This window comes from Mycolicibacter minnesotensis (genome assembly GCF_010731755.1).
GTDB lineage: Bacteria > Actinomycetota > Actinomycetes > Mycobacteriales > Mycobacteriaceae > Mycobacterium > Mycobacterium minnesotense.
In genome coordinates this window covers 1,527,993-1,543,810 of sequence record NZ_AP022589.1, presented here as the reverse complement: position 1 = coordinate 1,543,810, position 15,818 = coordinate 1,527,993, and the positions used below count along the sequence as shown (strand labels likewise).

Sequence of the window (15,818 nt, the reverse complement as noted above, 5' to 3'; positions counted from 1 at the left end):
GTCCGACGGTACTTGCTAATGGCGGTTTTAGACGGGCGGTTTGCCCAGATCCGCCTTGAGATCACCCAGACGCAGGGGGCGCTCGGACGACTCCAGGTATTCGGCAACCGCGTCGTGCTCGATTAATCCGAACCGTACCTGCAGGTCGACCGGGTTGAGCCCGAAGTACCGGGCGACGCGGATCAGGTTGTCGGCACTGATCAGCCGACCTTCGTGCGCTGCCTTGTAATAGGCCGATTTACGGTAGCCGAATGCCTCGTAGACCTCGGTCGCTCCGAGCGGCCGGCCCACAAGGTAGGGCAGCACTACGGTTGGATCTTTGTGACGATCGTCCACAGCAATAAACCTTAGCTCGTCTTCGTGGACCGCACAAGTACTTCAGAAACTCTGCGGCGTGTAAATGGCGCTAAAACCGACCGGGAGTCAGCAACTCAAGCATTGCACGGGCTGCAATCTTGGTTCCTAGGGGGATGGCGGAAAGGTCGACCACGTAGTCGGGAGCGTGCGGGGTATAGGGGAACAATTGACCGCGCTCAGCGGACTGTGCGTACACCTGCGGGTCGGCCACTCCGACGAGCAGATACGTCAACGGCATGTCGAGGTGCGGCCCCTTGAGCAGGTGACAGTCCTCCGAGCCGGTGAGGGCGGGCAACTGGCGTACGACGTTGTCCTTCCCGAGCAGGTCACCGAGTGCGGTGGCCACTCGCTCGGTGAGCGCGGTGTCGTTGACCAGCGGTGTCGCACCGCCGGCCAGGGTGATCTCGGGCAGCTGGTCCTCGTCGACGCCGAAGCTGCGCGCGATGCCCGCGCAGATCGCCCGAATCCCGGTCAACAGCGTGTCGCGCACCTCGGGGTTGAACCACCGCAGGTTGACCTGGAGCTGTGCCCGGTCCGGAATCACGTTGTAGGTGCTGCCGGCCTGCAGGGAACCGACCGTCAGCACCGCGATCTCACCCGGGGTGACGGAGCGACTGACGATGCTTTGGAACTGCATCACGGCCTGCGCCGCCATGAGCACCGGATCGCGGGTCAGTTGTGGCATCGAGCCATGCCCGCCGACGCCGTGGAACACAATGTCGAGTTGGTCGGTGCCGGCCATCCGCTCGCCGCCGACCGCGGCGACCATACCCACCGGCACCGGGGCGGTGTGCATGGCGAGGAATGCATCCGGTCGGGGGGCCACGTCGTAGAGGCCCGCGTCGACCATGGCCTTCGCGCCGGTGATCAGTTCCTCGGCGGGCTGGCCGATCAGCACCGCGGTGCCCGACCAGGAATCGGTGGTCTCGGTGAGCACCTTGGCCAGCCCCAGCATCCAGGTCACATGCGCGTCGTGGCCGCACATGTGGCCCAGCGCCGGGTTACTGCTGGCGTAGTCCAGGCCGGTGGCCTCGGGCACGCGCAGCGCATCCATGTCGGCGCGATACATCACCACCGGGCCGGGCCCGTTGGCCAGCACCGCCACCACCCCGGTACCGCCGATCCCGCTGGTCACCGTCATGCCGAGGTTGCCGAGCGCTTGGGCGATCGTCCGCGCGGTGCGTACTTCGGCAAACCCCAACTCGGGGTTGCGATGCAGGTCCTTGAAGATGTCGACCAGGCGCCGAGCGTCCGCGGTGACGATCTCGTCGATACGGTCGGCCTGGCCGGTCATGCCGCGCTGTCCATCCAGAGCTGAGCCCGCTCGAAGAGCCAAACGGCTGCTTCGTGCAACTGATCGCCGACTTCCTGCTGCGCCATGCCTGCCGAAGCCCGAGCCAGCGTGCCCTCGATCACGATGGCCAGCTTGAAACCGGCCATCACCGTGTACCACCCGATGTGGGACAGATCGCGAGAGCTGCCTGCGGCGTAACGCGCCACCAGTTCGCCGGGGGAGGCCAGCCCATCCATGCCAGTCAGGGTGTGGCTGAACACGCTGGATCCGTCGTCCTGACGCCACGTGGCCAGCAACCATCCCAGGTCCAGCAGTGGATCGCCGATGGTCGACATCTCCCAATCCACGATGGCCGCCAACTCGGGGCCGGTGGGGGAGAACATCACATTGGCGGCGTGGTAGTCGCCGTGCAGGATTCCCGGCTTCCAGGATGCCGGTACGTTGCGCTGCAGCCAGTCGGCGACGTCGTGCAGGCCCGGCAGATCGGGTCCCGGATAGTTCTCGAACTGGCGATAGGAGTCCAGTTCGGCAAGCCACCGCGGTACCTGACGTTCCAGGAAGCCGTCGGGCTTGCCGTAATCAGCCAGCCCTACCGCGATGTGGTCCACGGCGCCCAGCTTGGCCAGCGCATCGGCCATCGACAGCCCCATCCCGTGGCGCACCGTTGGATCACTGGCATGCAGGGCGGGTAGGTCGCCGCTGGCGTTGAACCCGTCGACGGGCTCCATCAGATAGAACACCGCGTCACCGAGCACGGCGGGGTTGTCGCAGACCGCGATCAGTCCCGGGTGCGGCACGTCGGTGCCGGCCAGCGCCGCCAGCAGCCGGGTTTCCCGCAGCATCACCGCGTTGCTGCGCGGCCGCAGGTGCTGCGGGCCGCGCCGCAGCACGTAACTGCGGTCGGCGCGAGTGAACCGCAGCATGACGTTCTGTGTTCCGCCGGCCAACTCCGTGACGTCATCCAGCGGGCCCTCTCCCAGGCCTTGGTCGGACATCCACTGCGCCACCGCTTCGAGGTCCACGGGTGGAAACCTACCCGCGAACCCCGTGTCGGTTGCGGTGATTGGCGGGCCTGGCCGTCGGGCGGGTCAGTTCTTGGGACGCGCCTGCTGGGAGATCGTCTGGACCCGGATCGAGTCGTCGCCGAACAGGAAGGTGTCGACCCCGTCGACGCCGAAACCCGCTGCGTCCAGCGTCCACTCCAACAGCAGGACGTCACCGCTGTGGGTCTGCGACTTGATCGCGAATTCAGCGTCGGCCAGCGCGGCGGACAGCTGGCTGAACGCGGCGCGGATGCCGGCCAGTCCCCGAGCGACGCCGGCGGCGGTGATCAGTTCTGACTCGTCGGTGTAGTCGACGAGCAACTCCTCGACGTCGCCGGCGAGCAGTGCCTTGAGGTGGTGGTCGAAGATCTCCTGCGGTGAGCGTGCCATGGGATGAACATATCGGGATGAGCCGCTGAGGGCGCTACACCGCAAGCGAGCCCCGGTCGCGGGGGAATCGGCCAGGGCTCGCGATGGGCGTGGTTAGGGACGCGTACCGCCGGGGCCGCCCAGGCCGCCGGGACCGCCCGGACCGCCGGGACCGCCGGGACCGCCGGTGTGCGGGCCGCCGGGGCCGCCGGGACCGCCGGGGCCGCCCAGGCCGCCGGGACCGCCGGGACCGCCGGTGTGCGGGCCGCCCGGACCGCCGGGGCAGTGCTGGAATGGTTGGCAGTGACCTGGGGGCGGGAGCGGCGGTTCGGCGCCTGCGACAGCTGCACTAATCCCGACGCCGGCCAGGGCGATGCCCCCGCTCAGCGCAGCTGACCACAGCAGCCGATGACGTAGATACGCAGAATTCATAATTATTGGGATGCCTTTCCGCTCTTGACGAATCAGGTTCCGTCCCAATCGAAGCTAGAGCGGCCGGATGGGCGTCAGATAGCTCCGAACTGTGAATTCGCTATGCCTGGGTGTGGGTACTAGGTGGGTTCCGGTCCACAGCGCACGCATAGTGTCTATACAGCGAGCACCCATCGCCGGCGACATACTGGAATGCGATGACTGCGCCACGAGGATCGGTGGACCGTGTCGTGATGGAGCGTGCCGACGGCAAGCCCATCACCGTATTGGTGGTCGACGACGAAACGGTCTTGGCCGAGATGGTGGCGATGGCGCTGCGCTACGAGGGCTGGAGCACCGCGACCGCGGGCGACGGGGCCTCGGCGATTGCTGCCGCGAAAACCGAACGCCCCGATGTCGTGGTGCTCGACGTGATGCTCCCCGACATGAGCGGACTCGACGTACTGCCCAGACTGCGTGAGATCAACCCGCGGATGCCGGTGCTGTTCCTGACGGCCAAGGACGCGCTGGAGGATCGGATCGCCGGGCTGACCGCCGGCGGTGACGACTATGTCACCAAGCCGTTCAGCATCGAAGAGGTAGTGCTGCGGCTGCGAGCGTTGCTGCGCCGCACCGGGGTAAGCACCGCCGATGCCGGGGCCCAGATCGTGGTGGGAGACTTGGTTCTTGACGAGGACTCCCACGAGGTGACACGAGGCGGTGACCCGATCACGTTGACCTCCACCGAATTCGAGTTGCTGCGCTACCTAATGATCAACGCCAAGAAGGTGCTGTCCAAGGCGCAGATCCTGGATCGGGTGTGGGACTACGACTTCGGTGGCAAAGCGAACATTGTCGAGCTCTACATCTCCTACCTGCGTAAGAAGATCGACAGCGGTCGAGAACCGATGATCCACACCCTGCGCGGCGCCGGCTATGTGCTCAAGCCGGCTCTCTGACCTCCGGCGGCCATGGTCACTGCGGGCCAGATTGCTGCTCGGCCAGGTCATCGTGTTGGCAGTTGCGTGTATTGGCATCGGCGTGGTGACCGAAGTGGCGCTACATCAGTATCTGGTGGGCCAGCTCGATCAAGAGCTGCACAAGGCTGCTCACCGTTCAGCGGCCTTCTACGGCGAACCGGCACCCCCGCCTCCGCCGGCGTGGTGGCGTCAGCGGCACCCGTATCCAAGGCCTGGCCCGGGGCCGGACTTTCTCGACGTTCCGGGCCAGCGGGTCGGCATGGTGGCGGCCGTGGTCCACGACGGCACGACGATCAACGCCGGGCATCTGACGGGGAACGGAGCGCGGGCGGCGCTGACCGACGCCGCGGCGCAACAGCTGGCAGCGCGGGCCGCCGACCGCGTGCCGGTGACTCGCGACCTCGACGGGCTCGGACGCTACCGGCTTGTCGCCACCCCCGCCCGGTACGATGCCACCGGTGACATCATCGTCACCGGCCTGCCGATGGCCGATGTCGACGACACGATGATCCGGGTGCTGATGATCTTCGGGGTGGTCGCGCTCATCGCGTTGGCCGCAGCAACGACGGCGGCCATCGTGGTCATCCGCCGCGCATTGGCACCGCTGGCACGTGTGGCCCAGACCGCCGGGGTGGTCGTCGACCTGCCGTTGGACCGCGGGGAAGTGGCGTTGCCGGTACGGGTGCCTGAACCAGATGCGAACCCGTCGACCGAGGTGGGCCGGCTCGGCCTGGCGGTCAATCGGATGCTCGACCACATCGCTGCCGCGCTGTCGACGCGGCAGGCCAGCGAAACCCGGGTGCGGCAGTTTGTCGCTGACGCCAGCCACGAGCTGCGTACCCCGCTCACCGCCATCCGCGGTTACACCGAACTGGCGCAACGAGTTCAGTCTTCCGCAACTGGCGGCGACTCCGAGGACGCCGAGGCGGTCGCGCATGCTCTGAGCCGGGTGCGGTCCGAAACCGAACGGATGACGCAACTGGTCGAGGACCTGCTGCTGTTGGCCCGGCTGGATTCCGGGCGGCCGCTGGAGCATGAGCCGGTCGATCTGTCGCACCTCGCGGTTGACGCGGTCAGCGACGCCCATGTCGCCGGCCCGGACCACGAATGGCGCCTTGATCTGCCCGACGTGCCGGTGACCGTGCCCGGTGACGCGGCGCGTTTGCACCAGGTGCTGACCAACCTGCTCGCCAACGCCCGCATCCACACCGGTCCGGGCACCGTGGTGTCGACGAAGCTGACTGCCGACGGGCCCTACGCGGTGCTCAAGGTGATCGACGACGGCCCTGGCATTCCGGAGCAGTTGCAGTCGGAAGTGTTCGAACGGTTCGCCCGAGGCGACACGTCCCGGTCTCGTAAGGAAGGCAGTACCGGGTTAGGGCTGGCCATCGTGTCGGCGGTGGTCAAGGCCCACCGGGGCACTATCGGTGTGCGAAGCGCGCCCGGATTAACCGAATTCACGGTTCGGCTGCCGTTCACAGTTGACGCATAGCCTCCACAGAGGACCCGCCCACAGTTGGCGGCAAGCATCGAGGAGTGACGTTCACCGCGCCTCAGTGGTATCCCCGCGCCGCGGTGATCACGCTGTTGGCCTGCACCGCGTTGTTGTACCTGTGGAACCTGTCGGTCAACGGATGGGCCAACGGGTTCTACGCAGCCGCTGCCCAGGCCGGTGCGCAGAATCCGACCGCCTTCCTCTTTGGTTCCAGTGACGCCGCCAACTCGATCACCGTGGACAAGGCGCCGGGAGCGCTCTGGGTGATGAGCGCCTCGGTGTGGCTCTTCGGGCTTAACTCATGGAGCCTGCTGGTCCCGCAGGCGCTCGAAGGGGTGGCTGCGGTCGGCGTACTGTACGCAGCGGTAAGTCGGGTCGCCGGTGTGTCCGCCGGACTGCTCGCCGGCGCGGTGCTGGCGTTGACGCCCGTGGCTGCGTTGATGTTCCGTTACAACAATCCCGACGCGCTGCTGGTGCTCCTGCTGGTGGTGGCGGCCTACTGTGTCCAGCGCGCACTGGCGGCTGCCGGCGGCACCTGGTGGCTGCCGTTGGCCGGTGTCGCGGTTGGGTTCGCTTTCCTGGCCAAAATGATGCAGGCATTTGTGGTGCTACCGGTGTTTGCGCTGGTGTACTTGTACGCCGCGGAGGCGCCGCGCCGAACCCGGGTACGACTTCTGCTGGGCGCGGCACTGGCGATGCTGTTCTGCGCCGGTTGGTATCTGCTGCTGGTCGAGCTCTGGCCCAAATCGTCACGTCCCTATATCGGTGGTTCGCAAGGCAATTCGATCCTCGAACTCGCCTTGGGCTACAACGGCTTGGGCCGCTTGACCGGCGACGAGACCGGTGGGCTGGGCAACACCAACTTCGACGTCGGCGCCGGTCGCCTGTTCGGGCCGGACATGGGTGGGCAGGTCAGCTGGCTGTTGCCCGCTGCGGTGGTTGCGATCGCCGCCGGGTTGTGGATCACCCGCCGCGCACCGCGCACGGACACGGTGCGCGGAGCACTGTTGCTGTGGGGCGGGTGGCTGGTCGTGACCGGTGTGGTGTTCAGCTTCGCCAACGGCATCCTGCACTCCTATTACACCGTGGCACTGGCGCCGGCGATCGCCGGCGGCCTGGCGATCGGCACCAGCCTGTTGTGGCGGCGCCGTGACGACATCCGCGCGACCGGCACTCTCGGGGGCATGGTCGCGGTGACCGCGGTGTGGAGTTATCTTCTGCTCGAACGGAATTCATCGTGGCTGCCATGGCTGCGAGTCGGTGTCCTGGTCGCCGGTCTGGCCGTTGCGGGGGCGCTCCTCGCGGCCGGACGGCTCACGGCTGTGGTGCTGCGAATGGTGGCAGTCACCGCCATCTCGGTATCGCTCACCGGCCCGGCGGCGTACACCCTGGCGACCATCGCCACGTCGCATGACGGTGCCATCCCGTCGGCTGGGCCGAGCCGCAACCTTCCGCCCGGGCCGCCGCCTGGGCTATTGCCCGGCGGACCGGGCGCGCTGCTCTTCACCCCCAAGCCTGGTCCGACGCTGACCTCGCTGCTGCGCGTCGACGCTGGGCGCTACACCTGGACCGCCGCTGCGGTCGGGTCGAACAATGCGGCCGGATACCAGTTGGCCGCCGGGGCGCCGGTGATGGCTGTCGGCGGGTACAACGGCACCGACCCCTCGCCAACGCTCGCGCAGTTCCGGCACTACGTCGAGCAGCGTCGAATCCATTATTTCGTCGGTGGCGCCATGATGTGGCCGGGCACGACTACAACGCCGAGCGGCAGCGACCAGGCCAATCGCATCGCGGCGTGGGTCGCAACGAACTTCCCGGTGCAGACCATTGACGGAGTGGCTGTCTACGACCTGACGCAATCGCTCATAGCGGGGACATAGCAACCACCAATGTGAGGCCCATCCCGGTCCTCCAGGCTCAGGACATGAGCACAATCGCCGCCGATACCGACTTCGCCGTCCGACCCAATGCGGCGCTGGCCGCCGCCGCGCGCGGCGTTCCGGTGCTCGACGTGGTGGTGCCGGTGTACAACGAACAGGCCGCCCTGGCCGATTCGATCCGTCGCCTGCACCGCTACCTTGCCGAAGAGCTGCCGCTGAGCTTCCGAATCACCATCGCCGACAACGCCAGCGTGGACGCTACCCCGGTGATCGCCGAAACCCTCGCCGAGGAGTTCGCCGAAGTGCGGGTGATCCGACTGGAACAGAAGGGCCGCGGTCGCGCCCTGCATGCGGTGTGGTCGGCGTCCGACGCCCCGGTGCTGGCCTACATGGACGTTGACCTGTCGACCGACCTGGCCGCATTGGCGCCGCTGGTGGCGCCGCTGATCTCCGGGCATTCCGATCTGGCGATCGGGACGCGCCTCGGCCGGGGGTCACGGGTGGTGCGAGGCCTCAAACGTGAGGTGATATCCCGCTGCTACAACCTGATACTGCGCTCGACGTTGGCGGCGCGGTTTACCGACGCACAGTGCGGGTTCAAGGCGATCCGCGCCGACGTCGCGGGGCCACTGTTGCCGCACGTAGCCGACACCGGTTGGTTCTTCGACACCGAGCTGCTGGTGCTCGCCGAGCGCGCTGGGCTGCGGATCCATGAGGTACCGGTGGATTGGGTCGACGATCCGGACAGCCGGGTCGACATCGTCGCCACCGCAGTTGCCGATCTGAAGGGAATCGCCAGGATGCTGCGGGGTTTTGCCAGTGGTGAGATACCGGTGCAGGCGATCCGCGCACAGTTCGGCTCGCGGGCTGGGGCGCCCCGATCGCTGCTGAGCCAAAGCGTGCACTTTGCCACCATCGGGATCTGCAGCACCCTGGCCTACCTGGCATTGTTCGTCCTGTTGCGTCCGCTGGGCGCCCAGGTCGCCAACCTGATTGCGCTGCTGGTGACCGCGGTCGGCAATACCGCGGCCAACCGCAGGTTCACGTTCGGGGTGCGCGGCAGCGCGAACGCGGTCCGCCACCAGTTCCAGGGGCTGTTGGTGTTCATTATCGGCCTGGCGCTGACCAGCGGCTCGCTGTGGGCGCTGCACTCGGTCAGCGATCCGTCCCGAGCGGGTGAGCTAGCAGTACTGGTACTGGCCAACTTGGCGGCCACCGTGGTTCGGTTTGTGTTGTTGCGCTGCTGGGTGTTTCACCCGAGGCGGACCGGGGTGGTTACCGTGACGGTGGGAGCGTGAAGGCGATGACAGCCACTGCGAAGGAAGCGATTTCGGCGTCAACGGGTGTGACGGGTGCCAGGCCGCAGCCGCGATGGTCGCTTCCCGCGCTGTGGACTCTGTTGGCGGCGACGGCCGTGATGTACCTGTGGGGTCTCGGCTCGGCCGGCTACGCCAACGAGTTCTATGCCGCCGCTGTGCAGGCCGGCACGCAGAACTGGAAGGCGCTGCTGTTCGGGTCGCTGGACCCCGGCAACGCGATCACCGTCGACAAGCCGCCCGCGGCGATCTGGGTGATGGCACTCTCGGGCCGGCTGTTCGGATTCAATGCCTGGTCGATGCTCGTGCCGCAGGCGTTGATGGGTGTCGCCTCGGTGGCGCTGCTGTGCGCGACGGTGCGCCGTACCAACGGTGCCGGCGCCGGGCTGCTTGCCGGTGCGGCGTTGGCGTTGACCCCCGTGGCGGCGGTGATGTTTCGCTTCAACAATCCCGACGCGCTGCTGGTCCTGCTGTTGGTAGTCGCGGCGTATTGCGTGGTGCGAGCATTGGACGGATCCCCGAACCTGTGGCTGGCGGCATCCGGTGCAGCGCTCGGGTTGGCGTTCTTGACCAAGCTGCTACAGGCGTTCTTGGTGGCCCCAGCCCTGGCACTTGTGGTGCTGGTGGCCGTGCCGGGCGGTGTATGGGCGCGATTGCGGGCCGTGGCCGTCGGCGGGTTGGCCCTGACCATTTCAGCCAGCTGGTTCATCGCGCTGGTCGCCTTGTGGCCCGAGGATTCTCGGCCCTATATCGGGGGATCCACCGATAACAGCCTGCTGCAGCTGGCCCTGGGCTACAACGGGGTGGGCCGGGTCCTCGGCGGGGACGGCAATCCGGTCGGGCCTCCGCCCGGCGCCGGTCCAGGCGGTCCAGGAGGCCCGGGCGGGTCGCCGATGTTCGGTGGTGACGCCGGCTTCACGCGGATGTTCTCTGAATCAATGGGCACCGAGATCTCCTGGCTGCTACCGGCGGCGCTGGTCGGGCTGATCGCTGGGCTGTGGATGACACGGTCGGCGCCCCGCAGCGACCGGACACGGGCCGCCTTACTGCTGTGGGGTGGCTGGGGGCTGGTGACAGCGGGAGTGTTCAGTTTCATGCGTGGGATCATCCACCCCTACTACACGGTGGCATTGGCACCGGCGGTCGCCGCCGTGACCGCGATCGCGGTACGCGAATTGTGGCGGCGCAGACGGTTTGGAGCAGCACGCGCAGCGCTGGCAGCGATGCTGGCCGGCACCGGAGTGTGGAGTTTCGTGCTACTGGATCGCACTCCTGAGTGGATACCGTGGCTGCGTTGGCTGTTGTTGGTCGGCGCTGTTCTGGTGGCTCTGGCGCTGGCCTGCGGTGGTTATCGCACGGGTCGCGTCGCCGTGATCACGGCGACGGCCGGGTTGTTGATCGGGGTGGGTGGCACCGCGGCCTACACACTCGAAACAATCTCGGTTGACCACGGCGGCCCAATTCCGACCTCGGGTCCGGCCCGGCCAGACGGCGACAGACCACCTGGCCTCCCGCCCGGTCCGTTCACGCCGGCCGACAACCCCGCGCTGGACGCTTTGCTTTCTGGGACCGACAATCGTTGGGCTGCAGCGACTGTCGGCTCGCATCTGGCGAGCAGTTTGGAGTTGCGCACCACTAAGTCCGTCATGGCGATCGGCGGGTTCAGTGGCGGTGACGGCTCTCCGACCCTGGCACAGTTCCAGCGTTACGTCGCCGACCACCAGATCCGGTACTTCATCGAAGGCCACGGCCCCGGCGGTCCAGGCGGTCCGGCCGCCCCCGCCATGCCCGCTGGTCGCTCCGGGTCCGTTGACAGCGTCGCGGACCAGATCACCGCGTGGGTGAAGACAACATTCACCGCCGAGCAGGTGGGTGACGTCACCGTCTATGACGTCGCTCCCTGAGCGGGCGGGGGTTTATGCCCGCCGACTCAGGGGTAGGCGAGGCGGATGAATCCCGACATGCCCCCAGAGCCGGGCCGGCCGGCAGCGCCGCGGTACAGCCGTGTCCCCGAGGAGACACCTGAGCGTCTGGTTCCCGACGACCCGCCGGAACGGCTGGCGCCAGCAGAAGTGCCCGAACGGCTCGCTCCCGAAGATCCGCCGGCCGTGCCCGACGGTTCGCCGGGGCAGTGATCCATGCGTGCCAGGCACCGCCGCTGAGGCGGCAAACCGCGCCGCGGCACCGGATCGGTGGCAAGCTGTAGGTCATGGAAAACCAGCCGGTCAGCGCCCCGATCGCGGCCGCCCACGCCGAACACCGTAAAAAGCTTCCTTTCGGCGACACAACAGATTTCGCCGACGCCGACCGCGGATTCATCGCCGCGCTGAAACCCTGCGTCATCACCGCCGCCGATGGGCGGGTGGTCTGGAACAACGACAGTTACGACTTCCTCGCCGCTGACGCGCCCACGTCGGTGCACCCGTCGCTGTGGCGCCAGTCCCAGCTGACCGTCAAGCAAGGGCTCTATGAGGTGGTCGACGGCATCTACCAGGTGCGGGGCTTCGACATCTCCAACATCACCTTCGTCGAAGGCGACTCCGGGGTCATCGTCATAGATCCGCTGATCTCCACCGAGGTCGCCGCCGCAGCGCTGGCGCTCTACCGGCAACACCGCGGGAACCGCGCCGTTCGCGCCGTCATCTACACCCACAGTCACGCCGACCATTTCGGCGGCGTTCTGGGCGTCACCTCCCAAGCCGACGTCGATGCCGGCTTGGTTGCGGTGATCGCACCGGAAGGACTGGTTGAGCACGCGGTCGCCGAAAACGTCTACGCGGGAACCGCGATGGGCCGCCGGGCCGGCTACATGTACGGCAGCCTGTTGCCTCGCGGCCCGCTCGGACAGGTGGGCTGCGGCCTGGGGCAGGACCTGTCGACGGGAGAGGTCAGCATCATCGTCCCGACCGTGACGATCACCGACACCGGCCAGACGCACACCGTCGACGGCGTGCAGATCGAATTCCAGATGGCGCCCGGCACCGAGGCGCCCGCCGAGATGCATTTCTACTTCACGCAGTTCCGGGCGCTGTGCATGGCCGAAAACGCCACCCACAACCTGCACAATCTGGTGACCCTGCGCGGAGCGGTGGTGCGAGACCCGCACGCCTGGGCCAACTATCTGACCGAGGCCATCGACACCTTTGCCGGGCGCGCTGACGTCGTGTTCGCGTCGCATCACTGGCCAACGTGGGGTGGCGAGCGAATCACGGAATATCTTTCGCTGCAGCGCGATCTGTATGCCTACCTGCACGATCAGACGTTGCGCCTGCTCAATCAGGGCTACACCGGCATCGAGATCGCCGAAGACTTCCGCCTGCCCCCCGCCCTCGAGCGAGCTTGGCATGCGCGTGGCTACTACGGGTCGGTCAGCCACAACGTCAAAGCGATCTACCAGCGCTATCTGGGCTGGTTCGACGGCAACCCGGCCCGGCTCTGGCCACACCCGCCCGAGGCGGCCGGCCCCCGCTACGTGGCCGCGATGGGTGGCGCAGACCGTGTGGTGGACCTGGCCAAGCAGGCGTTCGATAGTGGTGATTTCCGTTGGGCGGCAACACTGCTCGACCACGTGATGTTCACCGACGCCGAACATGCTGACGCCCGAAGACTCTATGCGGACACCCTCGAACAACTCGGCTACGGTGCGGAGAACGCGACCTGGCGCAACTTCTTCCTCACCGGAGCCGCCGAACTGCGCGGCGGTGTGCTGGGTACGGCGGTGAACACCACTTCGACATCGATGCTCAGCCAGCTCGCGGTGGAACAGATATTCGACGCCCTGGCAGTCCGCATCAACGGGCCACGGGCATGGGAGCTCGACCTCACCCTGGACGTGGTGATCGCCGACGACAGCGACTACCGGCTGACGCTGCGCAACGGTGTACTGGTGCAGCGCCGCCTGGTGGGCGGTGACGGCGCTGCCGATGCCACGGTGTCGGTGAGCACCAAGATGCGGCTGCTGGCCGCGGCGCTGGGGGACCTGCAGTCGGCCGGCCTGCAGATCTCAGGTGACCAGTCCGCACTGCCACGGCTGTTGGGCGTTCTCGACCTTCCCGACCCGAACTTCAACATCGTCACCCCGTGACGACGGTCCGCGCTGGCCCTCTAGGGTGGCAGCGTGCAGTTGCTGTTGATCCGCCACGCGCTTCCGCTGCGCAGCGAGTACGGCCAGGGCTCAGACCCTGAACTGTCCGAAACCGGCATCGCCCAGGCGCAGCGCCTGCCGGACGCGTTGGCGCGGTTCCCGATCACCCGGCTGGTCAGCAGCCCGCAGCGTCGGGCCATCCAGACCGCCGAGCCGCTCGCCGCCCACCTCGGTCGCAGCGTCGACATCGATGAGCGGTTCGCCGAATACGACCGGGAGCTGGCTGGGTATCTGCCGGTCGAGCAGCTGCGTGCTGAGCGGCCGCAGGACTGGGCCCGGATGGCCCAGGGCCACCTGCCCAGTGGCGTCGACGAAGCCGCGTTCTGTGCCCGGGTCTCCGAAGCCCTCGCCGATGTGGCGGCTCAGGCCGATCCCGACGACACGGTCGCGGTGTTCAGCCACGGCGGGGTCATCAACGTGGTGCTGCACCAGATCCTGGGTACGCAGCGGCTGCTGTCGTTTCCGATCGACTACGTGTCGATCACCCGGCTGCTGTACTCCCGCTCCGGCCAGGCCGCAGTGGCAGCGACCAACGGCACCGAGCATGTCTGGGACCTGCTCCCGCGCAATCAGGCCCGGTTCTGATCTACCGCTGAGCCGCGAGGCTCTTCTTGGCGGCGCGCCGCAGCTGGAAGATCCGCGCGGTGCCGACCAAGGCGGTCAACAACCCGCCGCAGATGGCCGCGAGCAGGATCGCCACTCCCGTGGGCAGGCTCCACGTCCAGGCCAAGAACGCCAAGTCCACCGGAGCGGTGTTCTGGGTGACGAACACCAACAGCACGATCAGAACCAGGAAGCCGGCGATCAGCGCCGTCCACAGCGCGCCGGCACGGGTCAACGGCATGCCCGCCGGGGGAGGCGGCGGTGTGCTGATGTCGCCCTGCGCTGGGTCGAGTGGCACGCTCGGATCGCTGCTCATGGGGACATCTTGCCGCCTGAGACGCGGAAATAAACGGGTTCTCGTGAGTTTGTGCATCGGGGGCCCTACTGCGGGCCGGCGGCGGGTCGCCTACGGTGGGCTGGTGAGCTCAGCCCCGTCCAACCCGTGGCCGGCGATTCTGACCTGGCGGGCGCCCGACGCCCCCCGCATGGAGTCGGTGCGGGTGCAGTTGTCCGGAAACCGCATCAGGGCCAACGGCCGGATCGTGTCCGGGGCCACCGCCGAGCACCCGGCGTTCGGCGTCTATTACGACCTGCACACCGATGAGTCCGGCGCCACCAAACGGCTGGGCCTGACCGTCTCGCTGGCCGAACGCGAACGTCAGCTGGTGATCGCCCGCGACGAAGAGAACATGTGGCTGGTGACCGACGCCCGAGGGCAGTCGCGCGCAGCCTACGACGGCGCGCTGGATATCGACATGCTGTTCAGCCCGTTCTTCAACACCCTGCCGATCCGCCGCGCCCGGTTGCAAGATCGGGCCGCCGCGATCACCCTGCCCACGCTGTACCTGAACCTGCCCGACATGACGGTGGTGGCGGCAACGGCCAGCTACAGCAGCGTGGGGACCGGTGACGGCATCAAGGTGATCACGCCGGGCACCGATGCGAGTGGCACCATCGTCACCGTCGACGCCGACGGTTTCGTCATCGACTATCCCGGGTTGGCAACGCGGATCTGATCACCCCGCCGGCTCGGCCGGCGGCGGCCAGTTCCCGGCGCCAATCGTCGGCGCCCACGACGACCGTGACGATCTCGCTGCGCGGAAAGTTGTCATAGCGCGTGCGTGCCGCGTGCCCATGATTGACCAACTCGGCCACCGAGTCCGAGGCCGACAGCGAGTCGCGTGCGTCGGCCAGCAGCGCGATGGCGCGATCCAGCGCCGGCAGCAGTCGCTGCCAGTTGGCCTCGCACATCGCCCGGACCAGGTCCGGGGCAGTCCCGGCGACCCGGGTGCCGTCCCGGAAGGATCCTGCCGCCAGCGCGAACGCCAGCGGGACGTCGGCGGCGGTCACGGCCAGCGCCTCGGCCAGCAGGTGCGGCAGATGCGAAATGGCGGCTGCGGCGGCGTCGTGCTCCTCGGAGCGGGCCGGAACCGCCACCGAACCGCAGTCCAGGATCAGCTGAAGCACGGTCGAAAACACCTGCGGATCGACGTGGTCGTCGACACTGATCACCCACGGCGCACCCTGGAACAGCTCGGCGTGCCCGGCCGGCCAGCCGGAATGTGCGGTACCGGCCATCGGGTGGCCGCCGACGAAGCGGGCCTGTAGTCCGGCGGTGGTGATCGCCTCAAGCACCGCGCCCTTGACGCTGGTGACGTCGGTCAGCGGGCATTCGGGTGCCAGCCGGCCGATGGGGGCGAGCAGCATCGGCAGCGCCGGCACCGGGACGGCGATCACGATCAGGGCGCCGGTCTGCGCTGCGCGGGACAGGGCCGTTTCCAGCTCGGTGGTGGCATCGAAACCGTCGGCAACCGCGGCGTTGACCCCGTCGGCGGACCTGTTGTAGCCGAAGGCCTCCCGGCCTGCCGCTGCTGCCGCACGCAGCACCGAGCCGCCGATCAGGCCCAGCCCCAATACACACACCGG

General features: G+C 67.6%; 16 protein-coding genes. 10 read left to right on the top strand and 6 right to left on the bottom strand.

What is annotated here, in order from left to right; translation table 11 throughout:
- Window positions 1–27: 27 nt before the first annotated feature.
- From G6N09_RS07385 to G6N09_RS07370, 4 genes are all read right to left on the bottom strand, one after another.
- Window positions 28–336, bottom strand: a complete 309-nt coding sequence (locus G6N09_RS07385; protein WP_083025364.1) for a hypothetical protein — start codon at window positions 334–336, stop codon at window positions 28–30.
- Between the two features lie 70 nt (window positions 337–406).
- A complete protein-coding gene (locus G6N09_RS07380) occupies window positions 407–1,651 on the bottom strand; it encodes an amidohydrolase (RefSeq protein WP_083025366.1) in 1,245 nt (414 codons plus the stop codon).
- Window positions 1,648–2,646, bottom strand: a complete 999-nt coding sequence (locus G6N09_RS07375) for a phosphotransferase family protein (RefSeq protein WP_083025591.1) — start codon at window positions 2,644–2,646, stop codon at window positions 1,648–1,650. The genes G6N09_RS07380 and G6N09_RS07375 overlap by 4 nt, the downstream gene beginning before the upstream one ends.
- A gap of 93 nt (window positions 2,647–2,739) precedes the next feature.
- A complete protein-coding gene (locus G6N09_RS07370; RefSeq protein ID WP_083025368.1) occupies window positions 2,740–3,084 on the bottom strand; it encodes a nuclear transport factor 2 family protein in 345 nt (114 codons plus the stop codon).
- 168 nt (window positions 3,085–3,252) lie between these two features.
- Between G6N09_RS07370 and G6N09_RS07365 the strand changes: the two genes are divergently transcribed.
- From G6N09_RS07365 to G6N09_RS07325, 9 genes are all read left to right on the top strand, one after another.
- Window positions 3,253–3,459 carry a hypothetical protein gene (locus G6N09_RS07365; RefSeq protein WP_163752700.1) on the top strand — a complete coding sequence of 69 codons (207 nt, stop codon included), beginning with the start codon at window positions 3,253–3,255 and terminating at the stop codon, window positions 3,457–3,459.
- Between the two features lie 269 nt (window positions 3,460–3,728).
- The gene (locus G6N09_RS07360) at window positions 3,729–4,433 is read left to right on the top strand and encodes a response regulator transcription factor (RefSeq protein ID WP_170309976.1); all 705 of its coding nucleotides are present in this window, start codon (window positions 3,729–3,731) and stop codon (window positions 4,431–4,433) included.
- Window positions 4,411–5,946 carry a sensor histidine kinase gene (locus G6N09_RS07355; RefSeq protein ID WP_083025372.1) on the top strand — a complete coding sequence of 512 codons (1,536 nt, stop codon included), beginning with the start codon at window positions 4,411–4,413 and terminating at the stop codon, window positions 5,944–5,946. Before G6N09_RS07360 ends, G6N09_RS07355 begins: the two co-directional genes overlap by 23 nt.
- A 44-nt stretch (window positions 5,947–5,990) precedes the next feature.
- Window positions 5,991–7,829, top strand: a complete 1,839-nt coding sequence (locus tag G6N09_RS07350; RefSeq protein ID WP_234806992.1) for an ArnT family glycosyltransferase — start codon at window positions 5,991–5,993, stop codon at window positions 7,827–7,829.
- Window positions 7,830–7,873: 44 nt separating this feature from the next.
- Complete coding sequence (locus G6N09_RS07345; RefSeq protein WP_083025376.1) at window positions 7,874–9,127, top strand: bifunctional glycosyltransferase family 2/GtrA family protein; 1,254 nt, start codon at window positions 7,874–7,876, stop codon at window positions 9,125–9,127.
- Window positions 9,128–9,132: 5 nt separating this feature from the next.
- Complete coding sequence (locus G6N09_RS07340; protein ID WP_083025593.1) at window positions 9,133–11,049, top strand: ArnT family glycosyltransferase; 1,917 nt, start codon at window positions 9,133–9,135, stop codon at window positions 11,047–11,049.
- 45 nt (window positions 11,050–11,094) lie between these two features.
- Complete coding sequence (locus G6N09_RS07335) at window positions 11,095–11,280, top strand: hypothetical protein (RefSeq protein ID WP_083025379.1); 186 nt, start codon at window positions 11,095–11,097, stop codon at window positions 11,278–11,280.
- 74 nt (window positions 11,281–11,354) lie between these two features.
- The gene (locus G6N09_RS07330; RefSeq protein ID WP_083025381.1) at window positions 11,355–13,229 is read left to right on the top strand and encodes an alkyl/aryl-sulfatase; all 1,875 of its coding nucleotides are present in this window, start codon (window positions 11,355–11,357) and stop codon (window positions 13,227–13,229) included.
- Window positions 13,230–13,262: 33 nt separating this feature from the next.
- Window positions 13,263–13,874: a histidine phosphatase family protein gene (locus G6N09_RS07325; RefSeq protein WP_083025383.1), complete on the top strand. Its 612-nt coding sequence runs from the start codon at window positions 13,263–13,265 to the stop codon at window positions 13,872–13,874.
- A 1-nt stretch (window position 13,875) separates the two neighbouring features.
- Here G6N09_RS07325 and G6N09_RS07320 read toward each other — a convergent pair whose 3' ends face one another.
- The gene (locus G6N09_RS07320; protein WP_083025385.1) at window positions 13,876–14,208 is read right to left on the bottom strand and encodes a LapA family protein; all 333 of its coding nucleotides are present in this window, start codon (window positions 14,206–14,208) and stop codon (window positions 13,876–13,878) included.
- Window positions 14,209–14,377: 169 nt separating this feature from the next.
- On the opposite strand from G6N09_RS07320, the gene G6N09_RS07315 reads away from it, so the two are divergent.
- Window positions 14,378–14,908, top strand: a complete 531-nt coding sequence (locus G6N09_RS07315) for a putative glycolipid-binding domain-containing protein (protein ID WP_275985193.1) — start codon at window positions 14,378–14,380, stop codon at window positions 14,906–14,908.
- Here the strand turns inward: G6N09_RS07315 and G6N09_RS07310 are convergent.
- Window positions 14,874–15,815: a prephenate dehydrogenase gene (locus G6N09_RS07310; RefSeq protein ID WP_234806997.1), complete on the bottom strand. Its 942-nt coding sequence runs from the start codon at window positions 15,813–15,815 to the stop codon at window positions 14,874–14,876. The genes G6N09_RS07315 and G6N09_RS07310 overlap by 35 nt on opposite strands.
- Window positions 15,816–15,818 lie beyond the last annotated feature (3 nt).

Coding starts and splice junctions, on each gene's coding strand:
- G6N09_RS07380 (WP_083025366.1), bottom strand. CDS start 1,651: ATGACCGGCCAGGCCGACCGTATCGACGAGATCGTCACCGCGGACGCT.
- G6N09_RS07375 (WP_083025591.1), bottom strand. CDS start 2,646: ATGTCCGACCAAGGCCTGGGAGAGGGCCCGCTGGATGACGTCACGGAG.
- G6N09_RS07370 (WP_083025368.1), bottom strand. CDS start 3,084: ATGGCACGCTCACCGCAGGAGATCTTCGACCACCACCTCAAGGCACTG.
- G6N09_RS07360 (WP_170309976.1), top strand. CDS start 3,729: ATGGAGCGTGCCGACGGCAAGCCCATCACCGTATTGGTGGTCGACGAC.
- G6N09_RS07355 (WP_083025372.1), top strand. CDS start 4,411: ATGTGCTCAAGCCGGCTCTCTGACCTCCGGCGGCCATGGTCACTGCGG.
- G6N09_RS07345 (WP_083025376.1), top strand. CDS start 7,874: ATGAGCACAATCGCCGCCGATACCGACTTCGCCGTCCGACCCAATGCG.
- G6N09_RS07340 (WP_083025593.1), top strand. CDS start 9,133: ATGACAGCCACTGCGAAGGAAGCGATTTCGGCGTCAACGGGTGTGACG.
- G6N09_RS07335 (WP_083025379.1), top strand. CDS start 11,095: ATGAATCCCGACATGCCCCCAGAGCCGGGCCGGCCGGCAGCGCCGCGG.
- G6N09_RS07330 (WP_083025381.1), top strand. CDS start 11,355: ATGGAAAACCAGCCGGTCAGCGCCCCGATCGCGGCCGCCCACGCCGAA.
- G6N09_RS07320 (WP_083025385.1), bottom strand. CDS start 14,208: ATGAGCAGCGATCCGAGCGTGCCACTCGACCCAGCGCAGGGCGACATC.
- G6N09_RS07315 (WP_275985193.1), top strand. CDS start 14,378: ATGGAGTCGGTGCGGGTGCAGTTGTCCGGAAACCGCATCAGGGCCAAC.